The 20939-nt window shown below is 37.3% G+C and carries 17 protein-coding genes; 6 read left to right on the top strand and 11 right to left on the bottom strand.

Annotation, left to right across the window (positions count from 1 at the left end; all coding sequences use genetic code 11):
- Positions 1 to 15: 15 nt before the first annotated feature.
- The 3 genes from VB691_RS21345 to VB691_RS21335 are packed head-to-tail and all read right to left on the bottom strand — an operon-like array spanning position 16 to position 3007.
- Complete coding sequence (locus VB691_RS21345; protein ID WP_323293550.1) at positions 16 to 267, bottom strand: hypothetical protein; 252 nt, start codon at positions 265 to 267, stop codon at positions 16 to 18.
- 39 nt (positions 268 to 306) lie between these two features.
- Positions 307 to 753, bottom strand: coding sequence for a response regulator (locus VB691_RS21340; RefSeq protein ID WP_323293549.1), 447 nt, complete (start codon positions 751 to 753; stop codon positions 307 to 309).
- A 1-nt stretch (position 754) separates the two neighbouring features.
- Positions 755 to 3007: an ATP-binding protein gene (locus VB691_RS21335; protein ID WP_323293548.1), complete on the bottom strand. Its 2253-nt coding sequence runs from the start codon at positions 3005 to 3007 to the stop codon at positions 755 to 757.
- 417 nt (positions 3008 to 3424) lie between these two features.
- Here VB691_RS21335 and VB691_RS21330 point away from each other — a divergent pair, with 417 nt between their 5' ends.
- The 3 genes from VB691_RS21330 to VB691_RS21320 all read left to right on the top strand — a co-directional run bounded on the left by VB691_RS21330 (position 3425) and on the right by VB691_RS21320 (position 8261).
- A complete protein-coding gene (locus VB691_RS21330; protein ID WP_323293547.1) occupies positions 3425 to 4570 on the top strand; it encodes a sugar ABC transporter substrate-binding protein in 1146 nt (381 codons plus the stop codon).
- The gene (locus VB691_RS21325) at positions 4570 to 7143 is read left to right on the top strand and encodes an ATP-binding protein (RefSeq protein WP_323293546.1); all 2574 of its coding nucleotides are present in this window, start codon (positions 4570 to 4572) and stop codon (positions 7141 to 7143) included. The genes VB691_RS21330 and VB691_RS21325 overlap by 1 nt, the downstream gene beginning before the upstream one ends.
- Positions 7144 to 7226: 83 nt before the next feature.
- Positions 7227 to 8261 carry a diguanylate cyclase domain-containing protein gene (locus VB691_RS21320; RefSeq protein ID WP_323293545.1) on the top strand — a complete coding sequence of 345 codons (1035 nt, stop codon included), beginning with the start codon at positions 7227 to 7229 and terminating at the stop codon, positions 8259 to 8261.
- Here VB691_RS21320 and VB691_RS21315 read toward each other — a convergent pair.
- The 4 genes from VB691_RS21315 to VB691_RS21300 all read right to left on the bottom strand — a co-directional run bounded on the left by VB691_RS21315 (position 8227) and on the right by VB691_RS21300 (position 12654).
- Entirely contained in the window at positions 8227 to 9576 is a 1350-nt protein-coding gene (locus VB691_RS21315) for a GTP-binding protein (RefSeq protein ID WP_323293544.1), read from the bottom strand. The two genes, VB691_RS21320 and VB691_RS21315, sit on opposite strands and share 35 nt — an antisense overlap.
- A gap of 111 nt (positions 9577 to 9687) precedes the next feature.
- On the bottom strand, positions 9688 to 11247 hold the full coding sequence (gene kaiC, locus VB691_RS21310; RefSeq protein ID WP_323293543.1) for a circadian clock protein KaiC: 1560 nt from the start codon (positions 11245 to 11247) through the stop codon (positions 9688 to 9690).
- Positions 11248 to 11344: 97 nt separating this feature from the next.
- A complete protein-coding gene (gene kaiB, locus VB691_RS21305; RefSeq protein ID WP_323293542.1) occupies positions 11345 to 11659 on the bottom strand; it encodes a circadian clock protein KaiB in 315 nt (104 codons plus the stop codon).
- 89 nt (positions 11660 to 11748) lie between these two features.
- On the bottom strand, positions 11749 to 12654 hold the full coding sequence (locus tag VB691_RS21300; protein WP_323293541.1) for a circadian clock protein KaiA: 906 nt from the start codon (positions 12652 to 12654) through the stop codon (positions 11749 to 11751).
- 267 nt (positions 12655 to 12921) lie between these two features.
- Here VB691_RS21300 and VB691_RS21295 point away from each other — a divergent pair, with 267 nt between their 5' ends.
- On the top strand, positions 12922 to 15345 hold the full coding sequence (locus VB691_RS21295; protein ID WP_323293540.1) for a peroxidase family protein: 2424 nt from the start codon (positions 12922 to 12924) through the stop codon (positions 15343 to 15345).
- 53 nt (positions 15346 to 15398) lie between these two features.
- On the opposite strand, the gene VB691_RS21290 is transcribed toward VB691_RS21295, so the two are convergent.
- From VB691_RS21290 to VB691_RS21280, 3 genes are all read right to left on the bottom strand, one after another.
- On the bottom strand, positions 15399 to 16316 hold the full coding sequence (locus VB691_RS21290) for a serine aminopeptidase domain-containing protein (RefSeq protein ID WP_323293539.1): 918 nt from the start codon (positions 16314 to 16316) through the stop codon (positions 15399 to 15401).
- Between the two features lie 20 nt (positions 16317 to 16336).
- Positions 16337 to 16990 (bottom strand): phosphoribosylglycinamide formyltransferase, encoded by a 654-nt coding sequence (gene purN, locus VB691_RS21285; RefSeq protein ID WP_323293538.1) that lies wholly within the window; start codon positions 16988 to 16990, stop codon positions 16337 to 16339.
- Between the two features lie 207 nt (positions 16991 to 17197).
- Positions 17198 to 18244 carry an aromatic ring-hydroxylating dioxygenase subunit alpha gene (locus VB691_RS21280; protein ID WP_323293537.1) on the bottom strand — a complete coding sequence of 349 codons (1047 nt, stop codon included), beginning with the start codon at positions 18242 to 18244 and terminating at the stop codon, positions 17198 to 17200.
- A 121-nt stretch (positions 18245 to 18365) separates the two neighbouring features.
- On the opposite strand from VB691_RS21280, the gene scpB reads away from it, so the two are divergent.
- Both scpB and VB691_RS21270 read left to right on the top strand, forming a co-directional pair.
- The gene (gene scpB, locus VB691_RS21275; RefSeq protein ID WP_323293536.1) at positions 18366 to 18839 is read left to right on the top strand and encodes an SMC-Scp complex subunit ScpB; all 474 of its coding nucleotides are present in this window, start codon (positions 18366 to 18368) and stop codon (positions 18837 to 18839) included.
- An 83-nt stretch (positions 18840 to 18922) separates the two neighbouring features.
- Positions 18923 to 19282: a DUF760 domain-containing protein gene (locus VB691_RS21270; RefSeq protein ID WP_323293535.1), complete on the top strand. Its 360-nt coding sequence runs from the start codon at positions 18923 to 18925 to the stop codon at positions 19280 to 19282.
- A 310-nt stretch (positions 19283 to 19592) separates the two neighbouring features.
- Here VB691_RS21270 and VB691_RS21265 read toward each other — a convergent pair whose 3' ends face one another.
- Entirely contained in the window at positions 19593 to 20939 is a 1347-nt protein-coding gene (locus VB691_RS21265; protein WP_323293534.1) for a proton extrusion protein PcxA, read from the bottom strand.

The raw sequence follows: 20939 nt of genomic DNA, 5'->3' as shown, positions 1-20939 counted from the left end.
GAAACCCGATCTTCCCTAACTTTTCCTAACACCTTCAATCATAATTAAAGGAGGATAATCTAATAAATCTTGCCAAAATTCTTGTCCTAGTTTTTCTTGCCCTTCTGCTGATACTGTCGGAAACAAAAAGCGAACATTTGTTAATCCAGCTTTCGTTAATGCTTGTTCATAGGTCGCTTTACTTAAATAATAATCAGTTACACTAAAGGTTTGATTACTATATAGGCAAAGAATGGAGTTTTTGATATTGTTTGGCAACCGCTTCATATTGAGGATTCATCTTAATTTTTTAGTCCTTTTTTAACACTATTCAAAGGGTAAAGTAACTGTTTTTAACCAAAATGATTCAATCCCTTGTACCAGTTTAAACAGATCTTTGAGATTACGAGATTTAGTAATATAACAGTTAACATATAGCTCATAACTTTGATTAATATCCTCATCATTACTAGAGGTAGTTAAAACAATAACAGGAATGCGTTTTAAACTGGGATCAGCTTTAATTTCCGCTACCACTTCCCGTCCATCTTTGCGGGGTAAATTCAAATCAAGGATAATCAAATTAGGTCGGGGGGAATCACTAAATTCCCCCTCCTGACGTAAGTAAGCCATCGCATCTATTCCATCCCTTACAACCATCAGTTGATGGGGAATGGTACTGGTTTTTAATACTTCTTGAAATAAGCGAATATCCGCTTTTGAGTCTTCAACTAAGAGGATAATTTTATCTTGGTTGCTCTCTCTTGCGATCACCCTATTTACCTCCTACTGGTATGGTGAAATAAAATGTTGATCCTTGGCCTAATTCTGAGTCTACCCAAATTTGGCCCCGATGACATTCTACAATTTTTTTACAGATCGCTAAACCTATTCCTGTCCCTGGATATTCGTCACGGGTATGTAACCGTTGGAAGATGACAAAAATGCGCTCGCTAAATTGAGAATTGATCCCAATACCATTATCTTGAACTGAGAATAACCAAGCATCTTCTAAGCGTTTGGCCATGATATGAATTTCGGGGGTTTCTTCACTGCGGAATTTAATCGCATTAGAAATTAAATTCAAAAATAACTGCATTAATTGGGTACTATCAGCCATCACATTAGGTAAGGGATCATGGGTGATGATGGCCCCAGTTTCCGCAATGCGTCCCCGTAGATTAGCGAGGGCTTTGGCGAGGGCTTTTTCTGCTTCTGTCAACTGAAATTCTACGGCCCGCATATCCACTTTGGAATAGGCTAACACATCATCAATCAGAGTTTGCATTAAGCTGACCCCTTCTACCGCAAAAGTGATGAATTCTGTGGCATCTTCATCAAGTTCTTCCCCATAACGCAATTCTAACAATTGTACATAGTTAGAAACTTGGTTTAAGGGTTCCTGTAAATCGTGGGATGCAACATAGGCAAATTTCCTTAATTCGGCGTTAGATCGTTCTAAATCTTGGGCTAATTGGGCTAATTCGTCCGCTTGTCGGAGGATAATATTGGTGATCGCTTTTTTCAATTCTAAGGCCGCTTTGATCTCGACGGGTTTCCAAGATAGGGAGGTTAAGCGGACGGTTTCTTTCCACAATTCAAAGGATTTTCGGGGAGATAAACGCACATTCCCGTCTAAATTCTTCAATTCATAAGCTTTGCTAGGATCTCCTCCCCAATTTACTGTTTGAATGACTTCGGGACGGAACCATAAAAGATAGTTTCGTTGGGAAATTTTAATGGCTAATAACCCACTAGCCATGTCTTTAAAGTTTCGACTATCAGCATATAAATGGGGTAAGAATGGAGTCGAAAAAACTTCCTCATCTACATTTTTTTTCAGCCATTGTACTAAATATTTAACTTCCTCTTGTTGGGGGGTTTTTCCTATTAAGGTATAGTCATCACCGATACAAATTGCTGCCCCTTGGGAACTGGTTAAATTGAGTAGGTTTTGCTGACTCTTAATTAACCCATTGATAAAGTTGTCTGCTTGGGTCATTGATTCAATTAATACCCCTTGAATGGCGTTTAATTGCATGGGATATTCATAGTCTTTCGTTTCTTCTTTTGCAGAAATTTCGGAGAAGACAACCCGTCCTAAAAATTCACAAGCTTTCCGTAATTCATAAGGTATATATTTGGGTGTTAAATGATGACAGGCAATTAATCCCCAGAGTTTTCCATCATCAATTAAGGAGATGGTTAAGGATGCCCTAACACCCATATTATGGAGGTATTCAAGATGACAAGGGGAGGCACTTCTGAGGATAGAAATTGTTAAATCTAAGGCTGTTTTATTGAGGGGATGCTGTTTAGGAAATAAATCTACTGGGGTGGCTTTTACGTCGGGAATTAAACGGATATAATTAGAAATAAACAGTCTGCGGGCTGGTAAGGGAATATCAGATGCAGGATAATGTAAGCCTAAATAGGGTTCTAATTGCTCTAGTTTATCTTCGGCAATGACTTCCCCGTGATCGTCTTCATCAAATTTATATAACATGACCCGATCAAACCCAGTCATCTTACGAACTTCTTTGACAATGATTTGACAAAACTCTGTTAAGTTAACATTAGTTTGCAGTTGGGTAATGGAAGCTTTGGCTAGGTGATAAAAACTCAAAAAGGGAATATTTTCTTGAGAAATTGCAGGCTCTAATTCAAGAATTAAGAAACCAGCCGAATTACGATGAAAAACTCCGTCAAAAATAACATAGTTGTCCCCCTCAACCCTTGCCCAAAGTTTGGTAGAATTAATAAAGTCTAGGTTATCACTTTCTAAGGCTGTTCTTAATTGTTCAATTTGGAAAGAATCAAAGATATCTTCTAAAGTAAGATTAATTATTTCTTCCGGTGCAATGCCAAATACTTCTGTTGTATTGGTACTGGTTTGAACAAGGCGAAGACTGGGTTCTTCTAAAACAAACAAGACTCCATGGGCTTGAATTTTTCCCCATAAATGAATCTGTAATTCTTCTAGTTTTTTTAGATTGATATCTTGATTAATATCAGAATTCACTATCATTAAAGTTTCCCTCGATTATTTGGTCAATAATTCTGTCTGTTTTTGAGCTTAAAAATCGTTAAGTTTTATTAAGGATTAATCTGTAGCGTCTTTTAATTCCTGGTGATGTTGTTCCCTTTTAAGCTCATCATATTTCGCCTAAACCTACCTTTATATTTAAGTATAACGCAAAATTAAATTAATCTAAAAAATCAAGTATTCCGATATAATTATCAATTAAAATCAACAGGAGCTTATACATTTTGGGCGCAGGTTCCTTGCGCCCCTACATTGGGAAAATGGTAGCCTGTATAGGGCATTACTGCGTAAAGCCTCATAAATAAAACCATATATTTCTTAACAAAAAAACATAAGTAATGACGATTGAAATTTTAGACTATATACTTGTAGTAGTCTTAAGTATAAATCTTTAGGCAATTGATCTTAAAATCTTTCAAGTCTATTCATAAACGCCCAATACTAAGCCAGTTTAAACTGATCTGGCTATCACTCCTGATAGGTATAAACTCCTTATTAGCTGCCTGTCAAACACCGAATCAGTCATCTATTTTAACTCAAAATCAAGAGAAAAATCCCTCAGAATTTTCTCAACATAAGCTCTGTCAACCCCTAGATGTTGATAGTATAAAAGAGCGTTTAAAGCCAACAAAACCCTGGCGTATTGGTTATCTTCTTAAAACCAGTAGTGATCCTTTTTGGCAACGGATAGATCAAGGAATAAAAGAAATTAGTCAAGACTTTGGCATTCAAGGAATTGTCAAATATACGGCAGACAAACCCGATACTAAAGGAGATGTTAAAAACCAAATTCTTCTAATTCTTGATTTAATTGAGAATAAAAAAGTTGATGGATTAATTATTGCCCCAGAAGATTCTATTCAGTTAATTCCTGTGGTTGAAAAAGCCACAGAGGAGGGCATTCCTGTCATCATCATTGATACGCCTATCGATACTAAAGAGATTTTAACCTTTGTCAGTTTTGATAACTTTCAGGCAGGTAAAATGATGGGTAAATGGGTTATTCAACAATTAGAAAAGTCTCATGCTTCTGAGGGCAATGTTAATGTTTTAATTTTAGAAGGTTCGTTACATGAAGAAAATACCGTTGAACGTCGCCAAGGATTTTTAGAAGGATTAAAAACCCTGAAAAAAGCGAATAATCTTGATATTTTGGATATGAAACCTGCAAATTGGGAAACATCAAAAGCGAAAAAAATTACAGCCGCTTGGTTAGACAAATTTCCAGATATTGATGTTATTATGGCAGCAGATGATCAGATGGCGATCGGTGCTAGTCAAGCAGTAGCAGAGGCCCAAAGGACGGGAATTATTATTACTGGTTTTGATGGCATGAATCAAGGATTAAATGCCATTAAAGCCGGAAAAATTCACGCTACTGTTAATCAAATTCCTGAAATCCAAGTTAAATTAACGACTCAATTGATGATTGATTATTTAGAAGGGAAAAAGCAACAGTTTCCCCCTTGTCAACTAATTTGGGAAAATCACACAGAAGCCTCTTTACTGATTACTTTTGAAAATATAGATCAATATTTAAAATAATGAATTCAATCGGTCAACAAAACCCAAAACTCAAAAAATCACTCATCCAAAAAATTACTCAAAAAATTGTCTTATTGAGTGTCATTAGTTTACTAGGAATTGTTAACACGATCTTTTTGTCTTCTCTATTTATGACAAAAAAAATTGAATGGACGATGGAACAAATCAGTGAACAAAAAATTGATACATTTAAGCTATTTTTTACGACCTTAACCATTGATCTTTTAAGAAATAGAGTTGTATCTGCTAGAACTAGCAAAAAAGAAAAACAAGAACTATTACGTCAAATTCGTTGGCGTAATCCCTCAATTTTAGATGTACTTTTAGTAGAAAATAATGGAACAGTTATTGCCCAAAGTAGTCGTAGTTTTCGTTATAATATTACTAAATTAGAACAACAACCTTGGTTATCTAAGCTTAAAGAAATAACTCAAGTTTGGTTTGGTTCTGTAGAATATGACCGCAATACTTATTCAGTAACAATGGCCGTGAAAGTAACCGATGAATTAGGAATACCCATTGAAAATCTTACTTTAGTGGCCCGCATTGATTTAACAGAACTTTGGCGAAAATTAGTAGAGACAAAAATTGGGACAACTAATATTTATATTACGGATGAAAGTAATGATAAAAAACGGATCATTGTTCATAGAGATATTCGTTTATTAAATACTGAAATTTCTTCTCATGATAGTATTTTAAAAAATATTGGAAAATTAACTATTGAACAATCTCCTAATCAACAGTTAGTTATTGCTTATCATGAGGCGTTTGAAATTTCTCTTTCTGATCAATGGATAGAACCATTAAATAATGTGATTTGGGTAACGACTATTGAAGAACCTTTTTCTGAAGCAATTTTGCCATTTGTTCCGTTAATACTGACATTTACGCTTGTTTTAATCATCGTTATTATTATTGTTATTTCGATCATTAAATTTATCAAAAATCGTGTCATTAAACCTATTAATAATTTACAAAAAGCGGTTATCTCCCTAAATAATAATCAATTTAATCAACCAATTGCCATAGAAAATGATGATGAATTAGGGGAATTAGCTAAGGCATTTAATCAGATGGCAAAACAACTAAAAGAATCTTTTGAAACCTTAGAAACTCGCGTTAAACAACGCACCTTAGAACTAGAAAAAGCCAATCAAGCAAAACAAGAATTTTTAAGCAAAATGAATCATGAACTGAGAACCCCTTTAAATTTAATTCTCGGTTATACTGAGCGATTAAATCAGGATAAATCTCTGAATAATGAACAAAAAAAAGAATTAGAAATCATTAACCGTAGTGGGGAACATCTTCTGTCATTGATCAATGAAATTTTAGATATTTCTAAAATTGAGGCCGGACAAATTGAGCTTAAAGAAAACAGCTTTGATCTTTATCAATTATTAGATAAAATCAAAGAAATGTTTGATCTCACTGCTCAATCAAAAGGACTTAATCTTATTCTAGAAAACAGGCTAAATAATGATTGTCACTATATATATGCAGATGAAGGCAAACTGCGTCAAGTTTTAATTAATTTGCTCTCTAATGCCATTAAATTTACCAAGAAAGGAACCATAACCTTACGAGCAAACTCTCTGAATAATAATGCTCATGAATTACAATTTATCCAATTAGAAATAGAAGATACAGGACAGGGAATTTACCCAGAAGAAATCAATAAATTATTTAACGCCTTTGAACAAACCAAAAGTAGTATTAATACCCAAATAGGCACAGGTTTAGGCTTATATATTAGTCGTCAATTTGTTGAATTAATGGGGGGCAAAATTACCGTTACAAGTGAGTTAAATCAGGGAACAATTTTTACTATTGAACTCCCCATTAAATTGAGCCAAGCTGGGGCAATTTTTCCTCAAGCAATTGAGTATAAAGTAATTGGTTTAGCTCCCAATCAACCCCTTTATCGTATTTTAGTAGTAGATGATCATGTTGCCAGTCGTCAATTTTTAGCGAATTTGCTCTTATCTGTGGGTTTATCAGTGCAAACAGCCACAAATGGACAAGAAGCCCTTGATTTATGGCAAAAATGGCAACCTCATCTCATTTGGATGGATTTGGAAATGTCTATCATGGACGGTTGTGAAGCCACTAAACGGATTAAAAAGACGGCAGAGGAACATAGTTGCTATATCCTGGCTTTAACGGCTGATTTTTCGGAAACAAGGCGGACAATGGCTTTATCTTGCGGCTGTGATGATTTTGTTGGTAAACCTTTTCGGACAAAGGTAATTTGGGAAAAAATGTCTGAATATTTGGGGTTACAATATATTTATGAACCGTTAAAAATGACGGTTGATCATTCGGGACAACAGGAGGAAGCTTCTTCAATATTAACCGCAGAGTCATTAAAAGCCATGCCTACAGACTGGTTAGAGCAACTCTATCAAGGGAGTCTTTACCTCAATGGCAAACAAGTTTTATCTCTCATTGAGCAGGTTTCTTTGTCTCATCCAGTTTTAGCAAAATCCCTGAAAGAATTGGCAGAAACTTATCAATTTGCCAGAATTACAGAACTCATTGATTCTCATCACTCAGAATCTAAACAATGAGATGTTATAATTATCTTAAATTTTCCCTATTTTCTGTTGTTTTTTTACCATGTTCTTATTCATTAAACTAACCCGTATTAATTATGTTTCCGCCATCTTCCATTGTTTCCCAACCCGTCATTTTAGTCGTTGATGATTCTGCTGATAACCTCGCATTGTTGTCTAGTATGTTAGATGAGCAAGGGTATGAGGTGCGTCAGTCTCTTAATGGCCCCATTGCTTTAAAAGCCATTGAATTAGCTCCTCCTGATTTGATTTTGCTTGATATTCGTATGCCTGGGATGGATGGTTATACGGTTTGTCAAAAATTAAAAGCTAATCCTAAAACCCAAGATATTCCGGTAATTTTTATTAGTGCTAGTGATGAAGCTTTAGATAAGGTCAAAGCTTTTTCTGTGGGGGGTTGTGATTATATTACCAAACCTTTTAAATTGGTTGAAGTTTTAGCCAGGGTACAAAATCAATTAAAAATTAGACAATTACAACAGGAATTACAAAGCAGAAATTTTTATCTAGAAAGACTGGTTCAAGAGTTAAGAGAAGCCAATGATCGACTAGAAAAATTGTCTCGTCTTGATCCATTGACCCAAATTGGCAACCGTCTCCATTTTAATGATTGTATGGAAAGAGAATGGCAAAGAGCTATCAGGGAAGAACAACCTTTAGGACTCATTTTATGCGATGTTGATTACTTCAAAAAGTATAATGATACCTATGGACATTTAGAAGGCGATCGCTGTCTTTATCAAGTGGCACAAGGGCTAAAAACAGCCGTTTTACGGGCCACTGATCTTGTCTGTCGTTATGGGGGCGAAGAATTTGCCATCATTCTTCCTCATACGGATATTAAGGGAGGAAAACCCATTTGTCGAAGAATAGTTGAGCAGATTCAACAATTACAAATTCCTCACCTTCGCTCCTCTGTTTCTCCTTCAGTTTCTGTTAGTGTGGGGTTTGCTAGTATTATTCCTCAGAGTAATTTAAGATCTGATATCTTGATTAATTTAAGTGATAAGGCTCTTTATCAAGCTAAACACCAAGGGAAAAATTGTTTTGTCTTAGATGTTTCTGCTGTTGAATATTTTAATCATAACGATTCAGTTGTAATCGATAAATAATGGTATTAGGATCAACTTGATTAAGAATATTTTTGATTACCATACTTGGCCCCAATGGCCCCCAACTACAGCCTTTTTCCAAATATTCTTGTGCCGCTTTACCAATAATATAAGTAAAATAGCCAGCAATTCCTCCCTGTATTATAGCCGTACTACTATAAGTTGTTAACATTCCTGGATTATCAAACAAACTAGAAGCAGCTAAAGCCGTTTTTCCTAATCCTAAAATTACACTGCTACCAATTTCTCCTAATAATAATCCCCCTGAACTTAAAAGAATTTTACGCCATAATTTTCCTGCTTCATAACTGGTAATAGGTAAACCATATAATTGAGCTAAAGACCGAATTAAGCCTAAATCAGTGATAGCTCCCCCAATTAGATCAAAAATAGCAATAGGATTAACAGCAACCGCTAAAGACTTATATTTAACATATTTCCAGATGATTTCTTCTGCTTCTTTTTGCCGAATTTCAATAGTTTTCTTTGCAATATTTTCCTCTGCTTTTTCAGCTTGTCTTAAGGCATTAAGAGATAATAAGGAACGACCTTCTTGATTTAAAATAGTTAAAATTTTGTTTCTTAAAGCATCAATTTGAGGGGCAGGGGTTTCCCATTCTTCGGCCGTTGTACCATCAGGATATTTAACTAAAATAGGAATAGGTTGCGGGGCCGCAGCAATCATAACAATATCTTCTGGAGGAATCTGTAATTGATTATTTTTTGCAGATTGTTGACCAATTTTTTGCAATTGTTGATAGATTTCTTGACAATCTTTTTCAGGATAAAGATCGATCTTATTGAACAATAAAATCAAAGGTTTTAAAGTTTTTCTTAACCCTAATAATGCCTCATATTCAGTGCGAGTAATATCCTCAGAAATCACAAACAAAATTAAATCCGCTTGTTCAGCAATTGCCCGCGCCATAATTTCCCGTTGTTCCCCATCAATTTCATCTAAGCCAGGGGTATCAATAAACTCAATTTGAATTTTGCCACTAGGGGGAGTCCAACGGACAGATTTTGGCCATTTTGTTACCCCATGAATGGGGCCACTTTCAAGAATATTTTGACCCATTAAGGCATTAATTACCGCAGATTTTCCCCGACTTACTAACCCAAAGGTAGCAATTTTAATAATATTTTGTTCCAGCTTTTCTAAGGAAGCTTTTAGGGCCTGTAAATCTTCCCTAACCGCCGCTTGAAGTTCCAGATTCGGGGGATAATTCCAATGACGGCGAATACTACTATACCAGGATAAGGCCTGTTGAAGACTGGCGCGAGCTTGTTGTAAATGGGTTTCTTGTTGAGTCAATTTTTGATTCAAACTCCTAATTATTTTTGACTTCCGTAGGGGCTTAATATTATTAATCCCCTACTAACTTCTGACTTGTTACTGAGCGACTTGTACTGTATTTCGACTTCTCTAATCCTCTGCCTTATCCTTCACCCCCCGAACAATCCGAGATAATTCGCTTTTCTCATCCACACTAATACGAGTTGGAGAACCACCAATAATCCCTTCATAATTACGGAAGGAATCTTGAATAATGGGGCCATCTTGATTAATCATATATTCCCGAATGCCTTTATCATGCCATGATCCTCGCATTTTAAAGACATTAATGGCCCGGGACATTTCCCCACGAATTTCGACATATTGCAACATTAAAATTGTATCTGTGATTGTAGAAATATGAGATTCTGTAATAGAATGGGCCCCCATAAATTTATCGGTGGTATTAGTGAAAAATCCCGTAATTTCTTCTTGTTTGGCATATCCTGTTACCCCAATTACAAATTGACGGAAAGCATTATTTGTCACGCCCCTTGCTAATGCTGATAAAGAATCAATGGCAATTCGAGAGGGTTTAAACTCAGAAATTTCTGATTTAATAATCTGTAAATGGTCTTCTAATCCGGCTGATTCTGGATAGGTACACAGGAGTTTTAAGAGTCCTTTACGTTCCATTTCCTCAAAATCAATGCCCCAAGAAAAAGCATTTCTAGATAACTGGGCCCGGGATTCTTCATAGGCAAATAAAATCGCCCTTTCTCCTTGACGACATCCTTCTTCTAAAAACTTACTGACGAATAAAGTTTTACCAGTTCCCGTAGCTCCTGTTGCCAAAATAATCGAATCTTTAAAGAACCCTCCCCCACACATTTCATCGAGAGTTTTAACACCGGAAGAAATTCGCGTATTAGATGAGCGTTGTGTTAGTCGCATCGCCCCTAATGGGAAGATATTAATGCCATCATTAGTAATAGTAAAAGGATATTCTCCTTTCATGTGGGTTGTCCCTCGAAGTTTCAGGATTTCTGCGGTACGACGGCGACGTTCTCCTTCTAAAACATTGCGAACAATCACAACATTATCCGAGACAAATTCTTCTACACCAAAACGAGCAATTTGTCCATATTCTTCTATCCGTTCTGTGGTTAAAATTGAGGTGACACCGAGCAGTTTTAAACGAGCAACAAGGCGAAAAATTTCTCGTCTGACTACAGGGGCCGCATCATATTGTTGAAAAACGGCTGTTACAGAATCGATAGAAACAAGTTTGGCTTTATACTTATTAATCGCATACTGAATGCGTTCAATTAAAGCTGATAAATCGAAACTTCCTACCACTTCTTGACCATCAGGATCGGGGGAAGCATCGAGAATAAATAATTTTCCTTCATCAATAAGTTCTTGTAAATCCCAACCAAAACTATAGGCATTTTCAATAATGTCAGTGGGAGATTCTTCAAAGGTAACAAATAATCCAGGATAGTCGAAATATTTGATGCCATGATAAAGGAATTGTACCGCAAGTAAGGTTTTTCCTGTTCCTGATGTTCCACTGACAAGGGTTGTTCTCCCGATGGGTAAACCACCATGGGTAATTTCATCAAATCCTTCAATCATTGTCCGAATTTTTCGGACTCCTTTGGGAGATAATTCTTGTTTCTTGTTGCCGCTAGAAAGAGCTTGATTCATGATCGCTTTATTTAATTATTTTAGAAAGAAAATTACTCACAAATTAGAAAAAAACTGAAAGCTGAACATGGAATATCGTGACTTTATAACTAAAGTTTTAGAGTTCATTTTCCCTTTCTCTGATCTCTTCATAAAGAAGATCTAGGCCAATTAATACTTTCTCTCTATCTGAGAGATCGCCAATAATTTTACGAACGGGTGGCGGCAAAATTTTGGCGAGGGTTGGTGTGGCTAAGATTTTGTCTTCTTCAGCGAGTTGGGGATTTTTCAGAACATCAATAACCTTTAAAGCATAAACCCCTTTGAATTCATCTTCAAGGATATTTTTGAGGGTTTTTAAAGCTCGTACAGAGTTGGGAGTGTTACCCGCGACATAGAGCTTGAGAACATAGGTTTTTTTAAAGTTAATCATGGCTGCAAGTTAGGAAAAATTATTGAGTAAGGATCTTGAGTTTACAGGGAACATAAAAAGGGGAGAAAATCTCAGATTATTTTCTTACTTTAATCCATTTGATTTAATAAATCAAAGAGAATATCTCCTCTGGGAATGGAACGACGATACATTTCTCCTAAATGAGCTAGAATATCAATAATTGTTAAGCGATAGTCCAGCAAAATTCCCTCACTACGCCCTTCTAATTTGAGTTGTTGAGAAAATTTATCCATTAACTCCATGTGAATTTCTAAGACACGAGATACAGAAACATCGGCAAAAAATGCCTGATTCACAAATTGATCGATCGCTTGATTAACATCAGAATTATCATTAAAGTAATTAAGGACAATTTCTCGGTAACTAGCACTTAATTGTCTAATTAACTCTTTTTTGTCTTCCGGGGAAAGATTACGATAAAAATATTTTGGGTTCCGTTTGTAATACACGCCTAAATATCCCAGTCTTTCTTTTAGCTTTTCTGCTAACCGACGCTGTTGTAATAATAAAAAACTCTGATGATTTTCAGCGATCATTTCTTGTTGAGGAGACACGAGACGATTGTTGAGAAAACAACTGGGGCCAAGGGCGAGAAACTTGGTAATAGCACGGTCAATGGTGATAGGAATATCATCTAATTCACGGGCAACATGATTAATTTCCGCGCTATGATACAAAAAAGTCGGAGACTCTTTCTCTTTCAAGTTTTCCTCAAATTCTGCCTCTCGCTCAATAATTATAACGGGTAACAGGGTTCCCTGTTCATAAAGTTGGTTAAACAACGGTAGGATAGCGGGTTCTCGAATGACAATCAGACAATCTATGGTTTCGCTTTGCTGGGTAACGAAAGTCAATAATTCTTCTGCTGCCTCTATGATATATAAACGATAGCGTTCATCGCTCAGATATTTGGTCAGAGACTGAGCGAGCATTCTATCACCGCTATAAAGACAAATAGATAGTCGAGTATGCAATGTCCTTCAGGTAAATAGACGAAAATAAATCGGAGGACAACTCCCCTTTAAGAAGTTAACATAATCAACTTAGGCCAAGCTACAATTTTTATGCGATCGCGGGTATCTCCAAACCGACATTCAATACTCTCTACCTCAACAAAATAACTTTGCCGAAAAAAGAGAGTTACTGGCTATAAATCTAAAATAAACCCAAATTTTGGTTTTTGTTTCCCAAAACCAAATATAAAATTGCGGGTGAAACCTTGAACAAACAGGACAACTAAAGTGACTGAATTTCGTACTATTAATGGCTTAGGCAATAACCTAAATGATCCCACTTTAGGCTCCACTCATACCGAATTAATTCGATTGACCTTACCCGCTTACGAAGACGGGTTTAATACGCCAAGAGGAGGATTTGTCTCAACCCTTCCTAACGCTCGAACTATAAGTAATACAGTTGTTGCTCAAACCGAATCTATTCCCAACACCCTCAATGCTAGTGATTGGTTATGGCAGTGGGGACAATTTATTGACCATGACTTAGATCTCAATGAAGGGGGTTCTCAAACCTTTTTCATTTCTGTTGACGATCCCAATGATCCCCTATATAATGCAAATTTTCCCTTTCTCCCTTTAACCAGAGTTCCGGCTGCTCCAGGAACAGGGACAGATCCCAGTAATCCTCGGCAACAAGACAATGACATTACCTCTTTTATTGATGGGTCTAGTGTCTATGGTTCTGATGAAGTCCGGGCTGACTTTTTACGGAGCTTTGATAATGGTTTATTAAAGGTCAGTGTTGGTAGCAATGGAGAAATCTTACTCCCTTACAATACCGCAGGGCTTGCTAATGCTAACCCCTTTGGCTTCCCATCTGCAGATTTATTTATCGCGGGAGATGCTCGTGTTAATGAGCAAATCGGGTTAACGGCTGTTCATAACTTGTTTGTTCGGGAACACAATCGGATCGCTACCGATCTCTTAGGCCGACTCGAAGGGGGAGAAACCGCTCTTGTTCAAGCTTTTGAGGATTTTGAAACGGCTGCTCTTGTAGCAGATCCCACGGCCACGGCCGCCCAAATTACGGATGAATGGGTTTACCAAAATGCTCGCTTCGTGGTGAGTGCTGAAATTCAAGCTATTACCTATCAAGAATTCCTTCCCTTCATGGTTGGCCCTCAATTCACGGCGGTTAATGGACTCTTAGGGGGTGGTTTTGGCATAGAAACCTATACCGGATATGATGACACGGTTGATCCTAGTGTTAGTCATGAATTCGCTAATGCTGCCTATCGGGTAGGTCACACTCTACTCAATAATCAGCTATTACGGGCTGATGAAAATGGCATCACCTCCACTCCGTTAGGCAACCCAGACGATATCACTCAAGCAGCTTTCTTCAATATTGCTGATGTAGAAGACAACGGGGTTGATTCTCTATACTCTGGCTTAACCCTGCAACAAGCTCAAGATATTGACAATTTTGTGGTTGATGGGGTGCGTGAGTTCTTATTCCCCGCAGGTACAGGGGGATTTGACTTACCCGCAGTGAACATTCAACGGGGACGGGAAGTCGGTATTCCTGGTTACGTCGAAGTTTATAATGCTCTTGGCTTAGATTCAGTATTTGGGGACCTCAATAGCTTTAGTGATCTTGTCAGCAGTGGACTGTTTACCGCAGAAGTCGTAGACAAGATAGATGATGTTTATACCGATGTTAGCCAAATTGATTTATGGTTGGGCGGTATTTCTGAGAATGCGATTAATGGGGGATTACTTGGCCCTACTTTTAATTTAATTGTTTCTGATCAATTTGAGAGAACCCGCAACGGCGATCGCTTCTTCTTCTTGGATCAAACTCAATCAGATTATCTCCAAATTCTCGATCCTAACTTCCAAAACGTTTCTTTATCTGAAGTTATCCGGGCTAATACTGCCGATGACTTTTTCATTGCGGATAATGCTTTTGAAGTTCCTTATGATAACCGTATCACAGGAACGGGGGCTAGTGAGCTTCTCGTTGGAACCAGTGCCAATGATTTAATTGAAGGGTTAGGTGGGAATGATACCCTCAACGGAAAAGATGGTGACGATATTCTATATGGTAACGAGGGAAATGATATCCTCAAAGGAAAAGACGGTAACGATGTCCTTTATGGTGGTGCTGGTAATGATTCCCTCGAAGGAGATGCTGGTAAAGATTTCTTAAAGGGGGGTGCTGGCAATGATTCCCTCAAAGGAGGTTTTGGCGATGACCAGTTATTTGGTGGTGCTGGTGATGATAAGCTTGACGGAAACGCTGGAAAGGATTTCTTAGTAGGTGGCGATGGTAATGATTCCCTCAAAGGGGGTGACGGTGATGACATCCTGAGAGGGACTGGTGATAGCCTTGGTGTCGGTGAGATCGATAAGTTTGAAGGAAATGGCGGTAAAGATACCTTCATCTTAGGAGATGTTAATAACGTCTTCTATGTGGGTAATGGTTCTCTGGACTATGTGGCCATTAAAGACTTTAACAAAGACCAAGATCTCATCCAACTTAATAATGATGTCCAGTACGTCTTGGCTGCTAGTGGTATCGCGGGTAAGCAAAGTGGTATCTTCGTCGATACCGATAGTTCTGGTACACTCACCACAGGGGATGATCTGATCGCTGCTTTCGAGAAGACTATTACTAACTTAAACCAAGGATTTACCTTTGTTTAAGCACAAAGTTTTTATCGTAGGGTGGGCATTGCCCACCTTCGTTATTATTAATATTACTCAAATCCATGAATAACTAACTCATAGTAGTCTTGATGAATGGCTTCGAGGGCTTGATTTAATGCGTCAGAATGAATCCAACCCACAAAACCTGCATAAAGACATTCTTCTTGCTCATTCGCCACAAAAATATGAAGCACATTGAGGGGATTTGTCCACAGTCGAATACTGACTCCTTTTTCAAAGGTTAAATAGGTTTGCGCTCTCTCAAAATCTCGCGGATGAGCATCAGTCATTCCAGGAATTAATTGCAGTCGCTCAATTAAAATGCTAGGCAAATCTTTCTCGAATAAGGCGGGACTAGGGGAAGTTTGCCAAAACTTTTGAATCACTTCAACGACATGGGGATGATTTTTAAGTTGGGCGTGAGAAATGCCTGGTAAACCAACAAAATGAGCATAGGATAATTTAGTTGATGAGACGGGAATAGTACCATCGCTGCCATTATCAATATTACCCGCAATCACTAAGGTGGGAATGATTTTAGTGACTCTATCAGCCATAATTCGGCGGTTTTTTCCTAAGTCTTTGGCAATGCCAATACCAAGGGATAAGGGGTCAATAATTCTGGCGATATCTGCCCCGCCTACGGGAGAGGCAATGAGAACTAAGGAGTTGATTTTTGACCACCATTTGGGATGTTTATTGAGGAGTTCTAACCAAATTAATCCCCCCAGGGAGTGACCAATAATTCGCCAAGGAGTTGTTGGATATTTCTCAATAATTTCTAGGGAAGAAGTTTCAACGGTTTCCAGAAGATCGTCAAGACTCAGCCAGGTTTTTAACCACCCCAAATTAGGGGCAATGATTTTTGTCTTTGGGGTGACTAATGTGGTGGCAAGTTGACTAATTTCTTCATTGGTATCCGCCCAGCCATGTTGGGCAAAAAGTATGAAATCAGGCGCGTCAATCATGGGTTTATTTAGTCTGATACTTAAGGATAAAGTTGGGCAGCTAAAGCAATACCTTGGGGGAGAATTTTGTGTTCTTGAATTTGAATTCTAGCCTGTAAGGTTTCTGGGGTGTCATGGGGCAAAATTGGTACGGCAGCTTGTAATAAAATTGGACCACTATCTACTTCTATACTGGCCAGATGAACTGTACAACCTGTGATTTTTACTCCAGATTCTAAGGCTTGTTCAACGGCATTAATTCCTTTAAAACTAGGTAATAAACTAGGATGAATATTGATGACATGGTTGGGAAATGCTTCTAATAAAACTGGGGTCACAATTCGCATCCATCCCGCCATGATTACCCAGTCAATTTCGTATTCTTTAAATAGGTTGACAATGGCTTGATCTAGGTCTTCTCTCCTTTTGAATTTTCTGTGATTGAGTAATTTTGCTTCTAGGTTTAATCTCTGCGCTCTTTCTGCAACTTTTGCCTGGGGATTATTATAAATTAATAGGGGAATTTTGGCATTGAGTTCTTGATGATTAATGGCTTGAGCAATTACTTCAAAATTAGTACCACTTCCTGATGCTAATACTCCCAATTTTAAAGTTTTTTCTATGTGCAGTTCTTTAGGAGATAATTGAGGAGAGATAAAACTAGGGGTGTGTTCTAATTGCAAGGAAGTGTCCATAGGAACTCAAAATTGGATGATTAACCGATTTAATTGGGTTTGTTTGATTTAGTCTTTGTTAATTATACCAGGATCGTTCCTCCTTTTTTGCTCTTGAGGTACATTTTTCTTAGATGACTTTTTTCTATAAATCCCAGGGAAAATTTTGCCGAAAACTAAGATTTTTCTTGGCTTTTTGTCTCTGACTTTTGAGGTATAGCTATAGAACTAAAAATCTACCTTTTTACCGATTTCTTCCCGAATTCTAATCAGTTTTTGCACTTGACCAATAGTAGGATTCACTTCATGGGTTTTCTGGTTTCTATTTTGTAAGTAAGCTTGTTGTTCTTGTTCAATCATTCTAACATCCTGCGCGACTAATCCATCTAACATGGTTTGTGCTGTTCCCCCTAAACTATTTTTGATCAATTGTCGAAACCAAATCGGTAATTTATGTAGTCGCCAAAAGGCATTTAAAGAGGTAAAATGAATCAAGTAAGCGCGAGTATGGGTCAAATTGATCGGACAAAATAAACAATAAATAGTAAAATCATTACCTAATTTTGATAGCCAATGGGGATAAAAATAACTGACGGTTAAGGGTTCAGGATGTAACCGTCGTAATTGAGGAAAAAATAATTGACTTACTGACCAAATTTTATCTATTTTATAATAACTTTGGGCTTCATAAAGAGCGTTAACTTGATGGTTGTCAGTGGATAATTCTTTTAATTTGGCCCCAGTCCAAGCCTGATAATTATTATGGAGATGACCATGATACATATCCATTAAATTTTCAATCAAAAATGAAAAATGCCCTTGACAATCAATGACTGAAACCGTTCCCAAATAATTAAGATGTTCCCATTCAGGAATTTTTAATGGCTTAATATTATTGGCTTCTAATTTTTGTTTATCCCCAAGAAAGACCCAAATAAATCCATCAGATTCTTGAACAGGGTAGGTATTAATTTGACAATTTGGTAAAGCTTGATTGTCAGTTAAATAAGGAATAAGAATACAGTTTCCCTCTTGATTAAATTGCCACCCATGATAAGCACATTCGAGAGAATTTTCGACAACTTGACCCTCACTTAGTCTTACTTGTCGATGGGGACAACGATCATCAAGCCCATGAATTTTTCCCAGACTATCTCGATAGAGTACAATGGAACGATACCATATTTGAACCCCTAACGGTTTCGTTGTCACTTCTGTACTACGAGCTACCACATACCAATAGTTTAAATTAATTTCACAGGTACGAATATCCATATACCGTCAAAACAAATATCATGAAACGTGAGTGGATTACAATTAAGGGAATCGCGTCCAACTCGAAATTAACCCCCAAGAAATTGCTATTTTCCTTAATTGAGGTATAATAAATATAACGATGAAATTAGCGACCAAAATTGAGGCGATTCTGTACTTGAAAGGTCAACCCTTAACATTAGTTGACATTGCTCAATGGGCAGATTCATCGGTAGAAGAAGCACAGGAAGCGATCATGGAATTGATTTCTGATTATGCCTACCGAGACAGTGCCTTAGAAGTCGTAGAGACAGAAACTGGATACAGCCTACAGTTGCGCTCTGTTTATGACGCTCTGATGGACGATCTAGTTCCCGCTGAGTTAGGAAAAGGAACCTTAAGAACTTTAGCGGCCATTGCTCTTAAAAACCCCATTGTGCAGACTGATTTAATTGAGTTGCGGGGAAGTACAGCCTATCAACAAGTGCAGGAATTAGTTGAATTAGGATTTGTCCGTAAACGTCGTCAAGAAAATGGTCGTTCCTACTTATTGGAAGTTACTAGCAAATTCCATCAGTATTTCGAGATTGAGCAACTTTCTGAATCTAGCGAGTAATTTTTAGCGATTTCTCCCAGTAGCGTTTATAGTGGGTAGTATGTAACAGTGGAAAGTAAGTAAACCCCAATTTTGGAGTTCTAATGGTATTAAATTTTGACTTTTTCGCTTCTGAACCAGAAGAACAAAACGCAAACGCCCTAATTCAATACTTACAACAACAACACCCTGAAACCCTAACCCGCATTGCTCAATCTGCCAGTCCAGAAATTCAGCAAATCATCACCCAGAACGTCCAGGGATTGGTGGGAATGCTACCCTCTGAAGATTTTAACATGGCCATTACCACTGATCGAGAAAATTTAGCCAATCTTTTGGCCTCCGCCATGATGACGGGATATTTCCTAGGTCAAATGGAACAGCGAAAAAATCTAGAGGCAACACTCTCTAATACAGAGTCATTACATCCTAATCCTTCCCCTAATCGTCAAGCCAAGGATTAAAACAGTGGGATGCTATAGTTGGGACAAGGAACCCTTATCATCTAGTTTAGGCGCGATAGTTGATGTTTGTCTTCCTTGTCCCCTGATTGTCCCCCTAAAGAGGATTTAACCCCCTTTAGCAAAGCTTCCCATCACTAAAGCAGACAGTAAAATTCCTGGAGTCAACAAAGCAATCAGGAGTAATAGTTGATCGACTGTCATCGTCTTTATTCCAAATTCTAATACATTCCTCTGTTAAGGTAACGTATTTTTGGGAGAATTTTCCTAATTTAATTAACTTTTAACAACTAACTAATTGGTCATTCTCAAATCACTCATTCATATTCTTATAAGTGGCCACAGCAGAGGGAGAAATGCGGTTGAGATACCGGAAAATCCAATATTTCAAAACCGTATCTAGAATAACCGGAAACGTCGCAATAAACAAGAAATTAAACTCTTTATTTTCTGGTAAACCAAAATGACGAGATACCCCTTCCAGGATAACTTCCCAGCCATGAGGAGAGTGGAAACCGACGAACATATCCGTAAACAAAATAATCAGAAAAGCTTTAGCAGGATCACTCAAACCGTATAAAATTTCATCGAGGAATGATTTCAAAACCTCAATTTCTTTTTTACTAATGCTAATCACAACTGCAAAAGCAGCAACAGAAAACAAATCGGCAAAAATATTAGCAATAGAATCAACTCCTTGCTCACGATAGTGTTCAGTAATTTCCCCCGCCATTACTTTGACTTTTTCTTCTATTTCTTCATGATTCAAGGGTTCTTTTAAACCAATTAAGTTCTGAAAACGAAGAATTTCTTCATAATGACTTAATTCTTGAAACGCTTCTTCTTCTAAGTCCCGATTAATAAAAATAATCTGTTCATGTTGTTGGAAATAATGATTAATAACCGGAGTTAAGATAAAGGTTTTCGTGAGTTGATGGGTCAATAAAGGCACAATAATGAGTAATAGGATAAACTTGATAGATAGGGCGGTTTTGTAGCGAGATTTACGATACTTGTTGATGACTTGTTCTTCAGTTTCCCCTGATTTTGGATCAATTTCCTGCTTAATTCTATTGAGTGTATTAATAAAAGATCTGGGAAGTACACCTGTTTTTTGTGAAGCAGATTCTAAACGGAGATCCATCTCTTTATTAGTACCATTTTGGTTAAGATTCAGGTTAGATTTTGCGGAAACAATTTGAGAATCATTTTGACTAGCTAAAGAGGCTTTATTTAAAACCAGAGAACTAGATGAAAGCTCATCAACATCAGGAGAATGATATTTAGATGTTATCTCATCAATCACCTTTAACTTCTCTAGAATAATCGCCGCTTTGGTAGTTTTTTCCTGTAACTCTCGTTGGGTTTCTGGGGTTTCCGATGATTCCTGAAGATTAGATATATTGAGAAATAAGCGACTAGCCTTAAACACGCCTAAGCCCATATTAATCTTTTGTATGTTACCATTTACTTCTGTTTTAAAATAAGCAATAACACTCTCACCATAGTCAGCATTTTCAGCAGAGACTTTTTGCCCTCGAAAATGTTTATCTTCAATATCTTTGATTTTTAACGCTGCCTTATAAGCTCGATCTAAGGATCTTTCAGGAGTAGCAGTTAACCAGTCAGAAGTATTTCTAATTAGGGAACTCAGTTTCAT

It is taken from the genome of Crocosphaera sp. XPORK-15E (assembly GCF_034931425.1).
Lineage (GTDB): Bacteria > Cyanobacteriota > Cyanobacteriia > Cyanobacteriales > Microcystaceae > UHCC-0190.
This window is presented reverse-complemented; position numbering and strand designations above follow the sequence as displayed.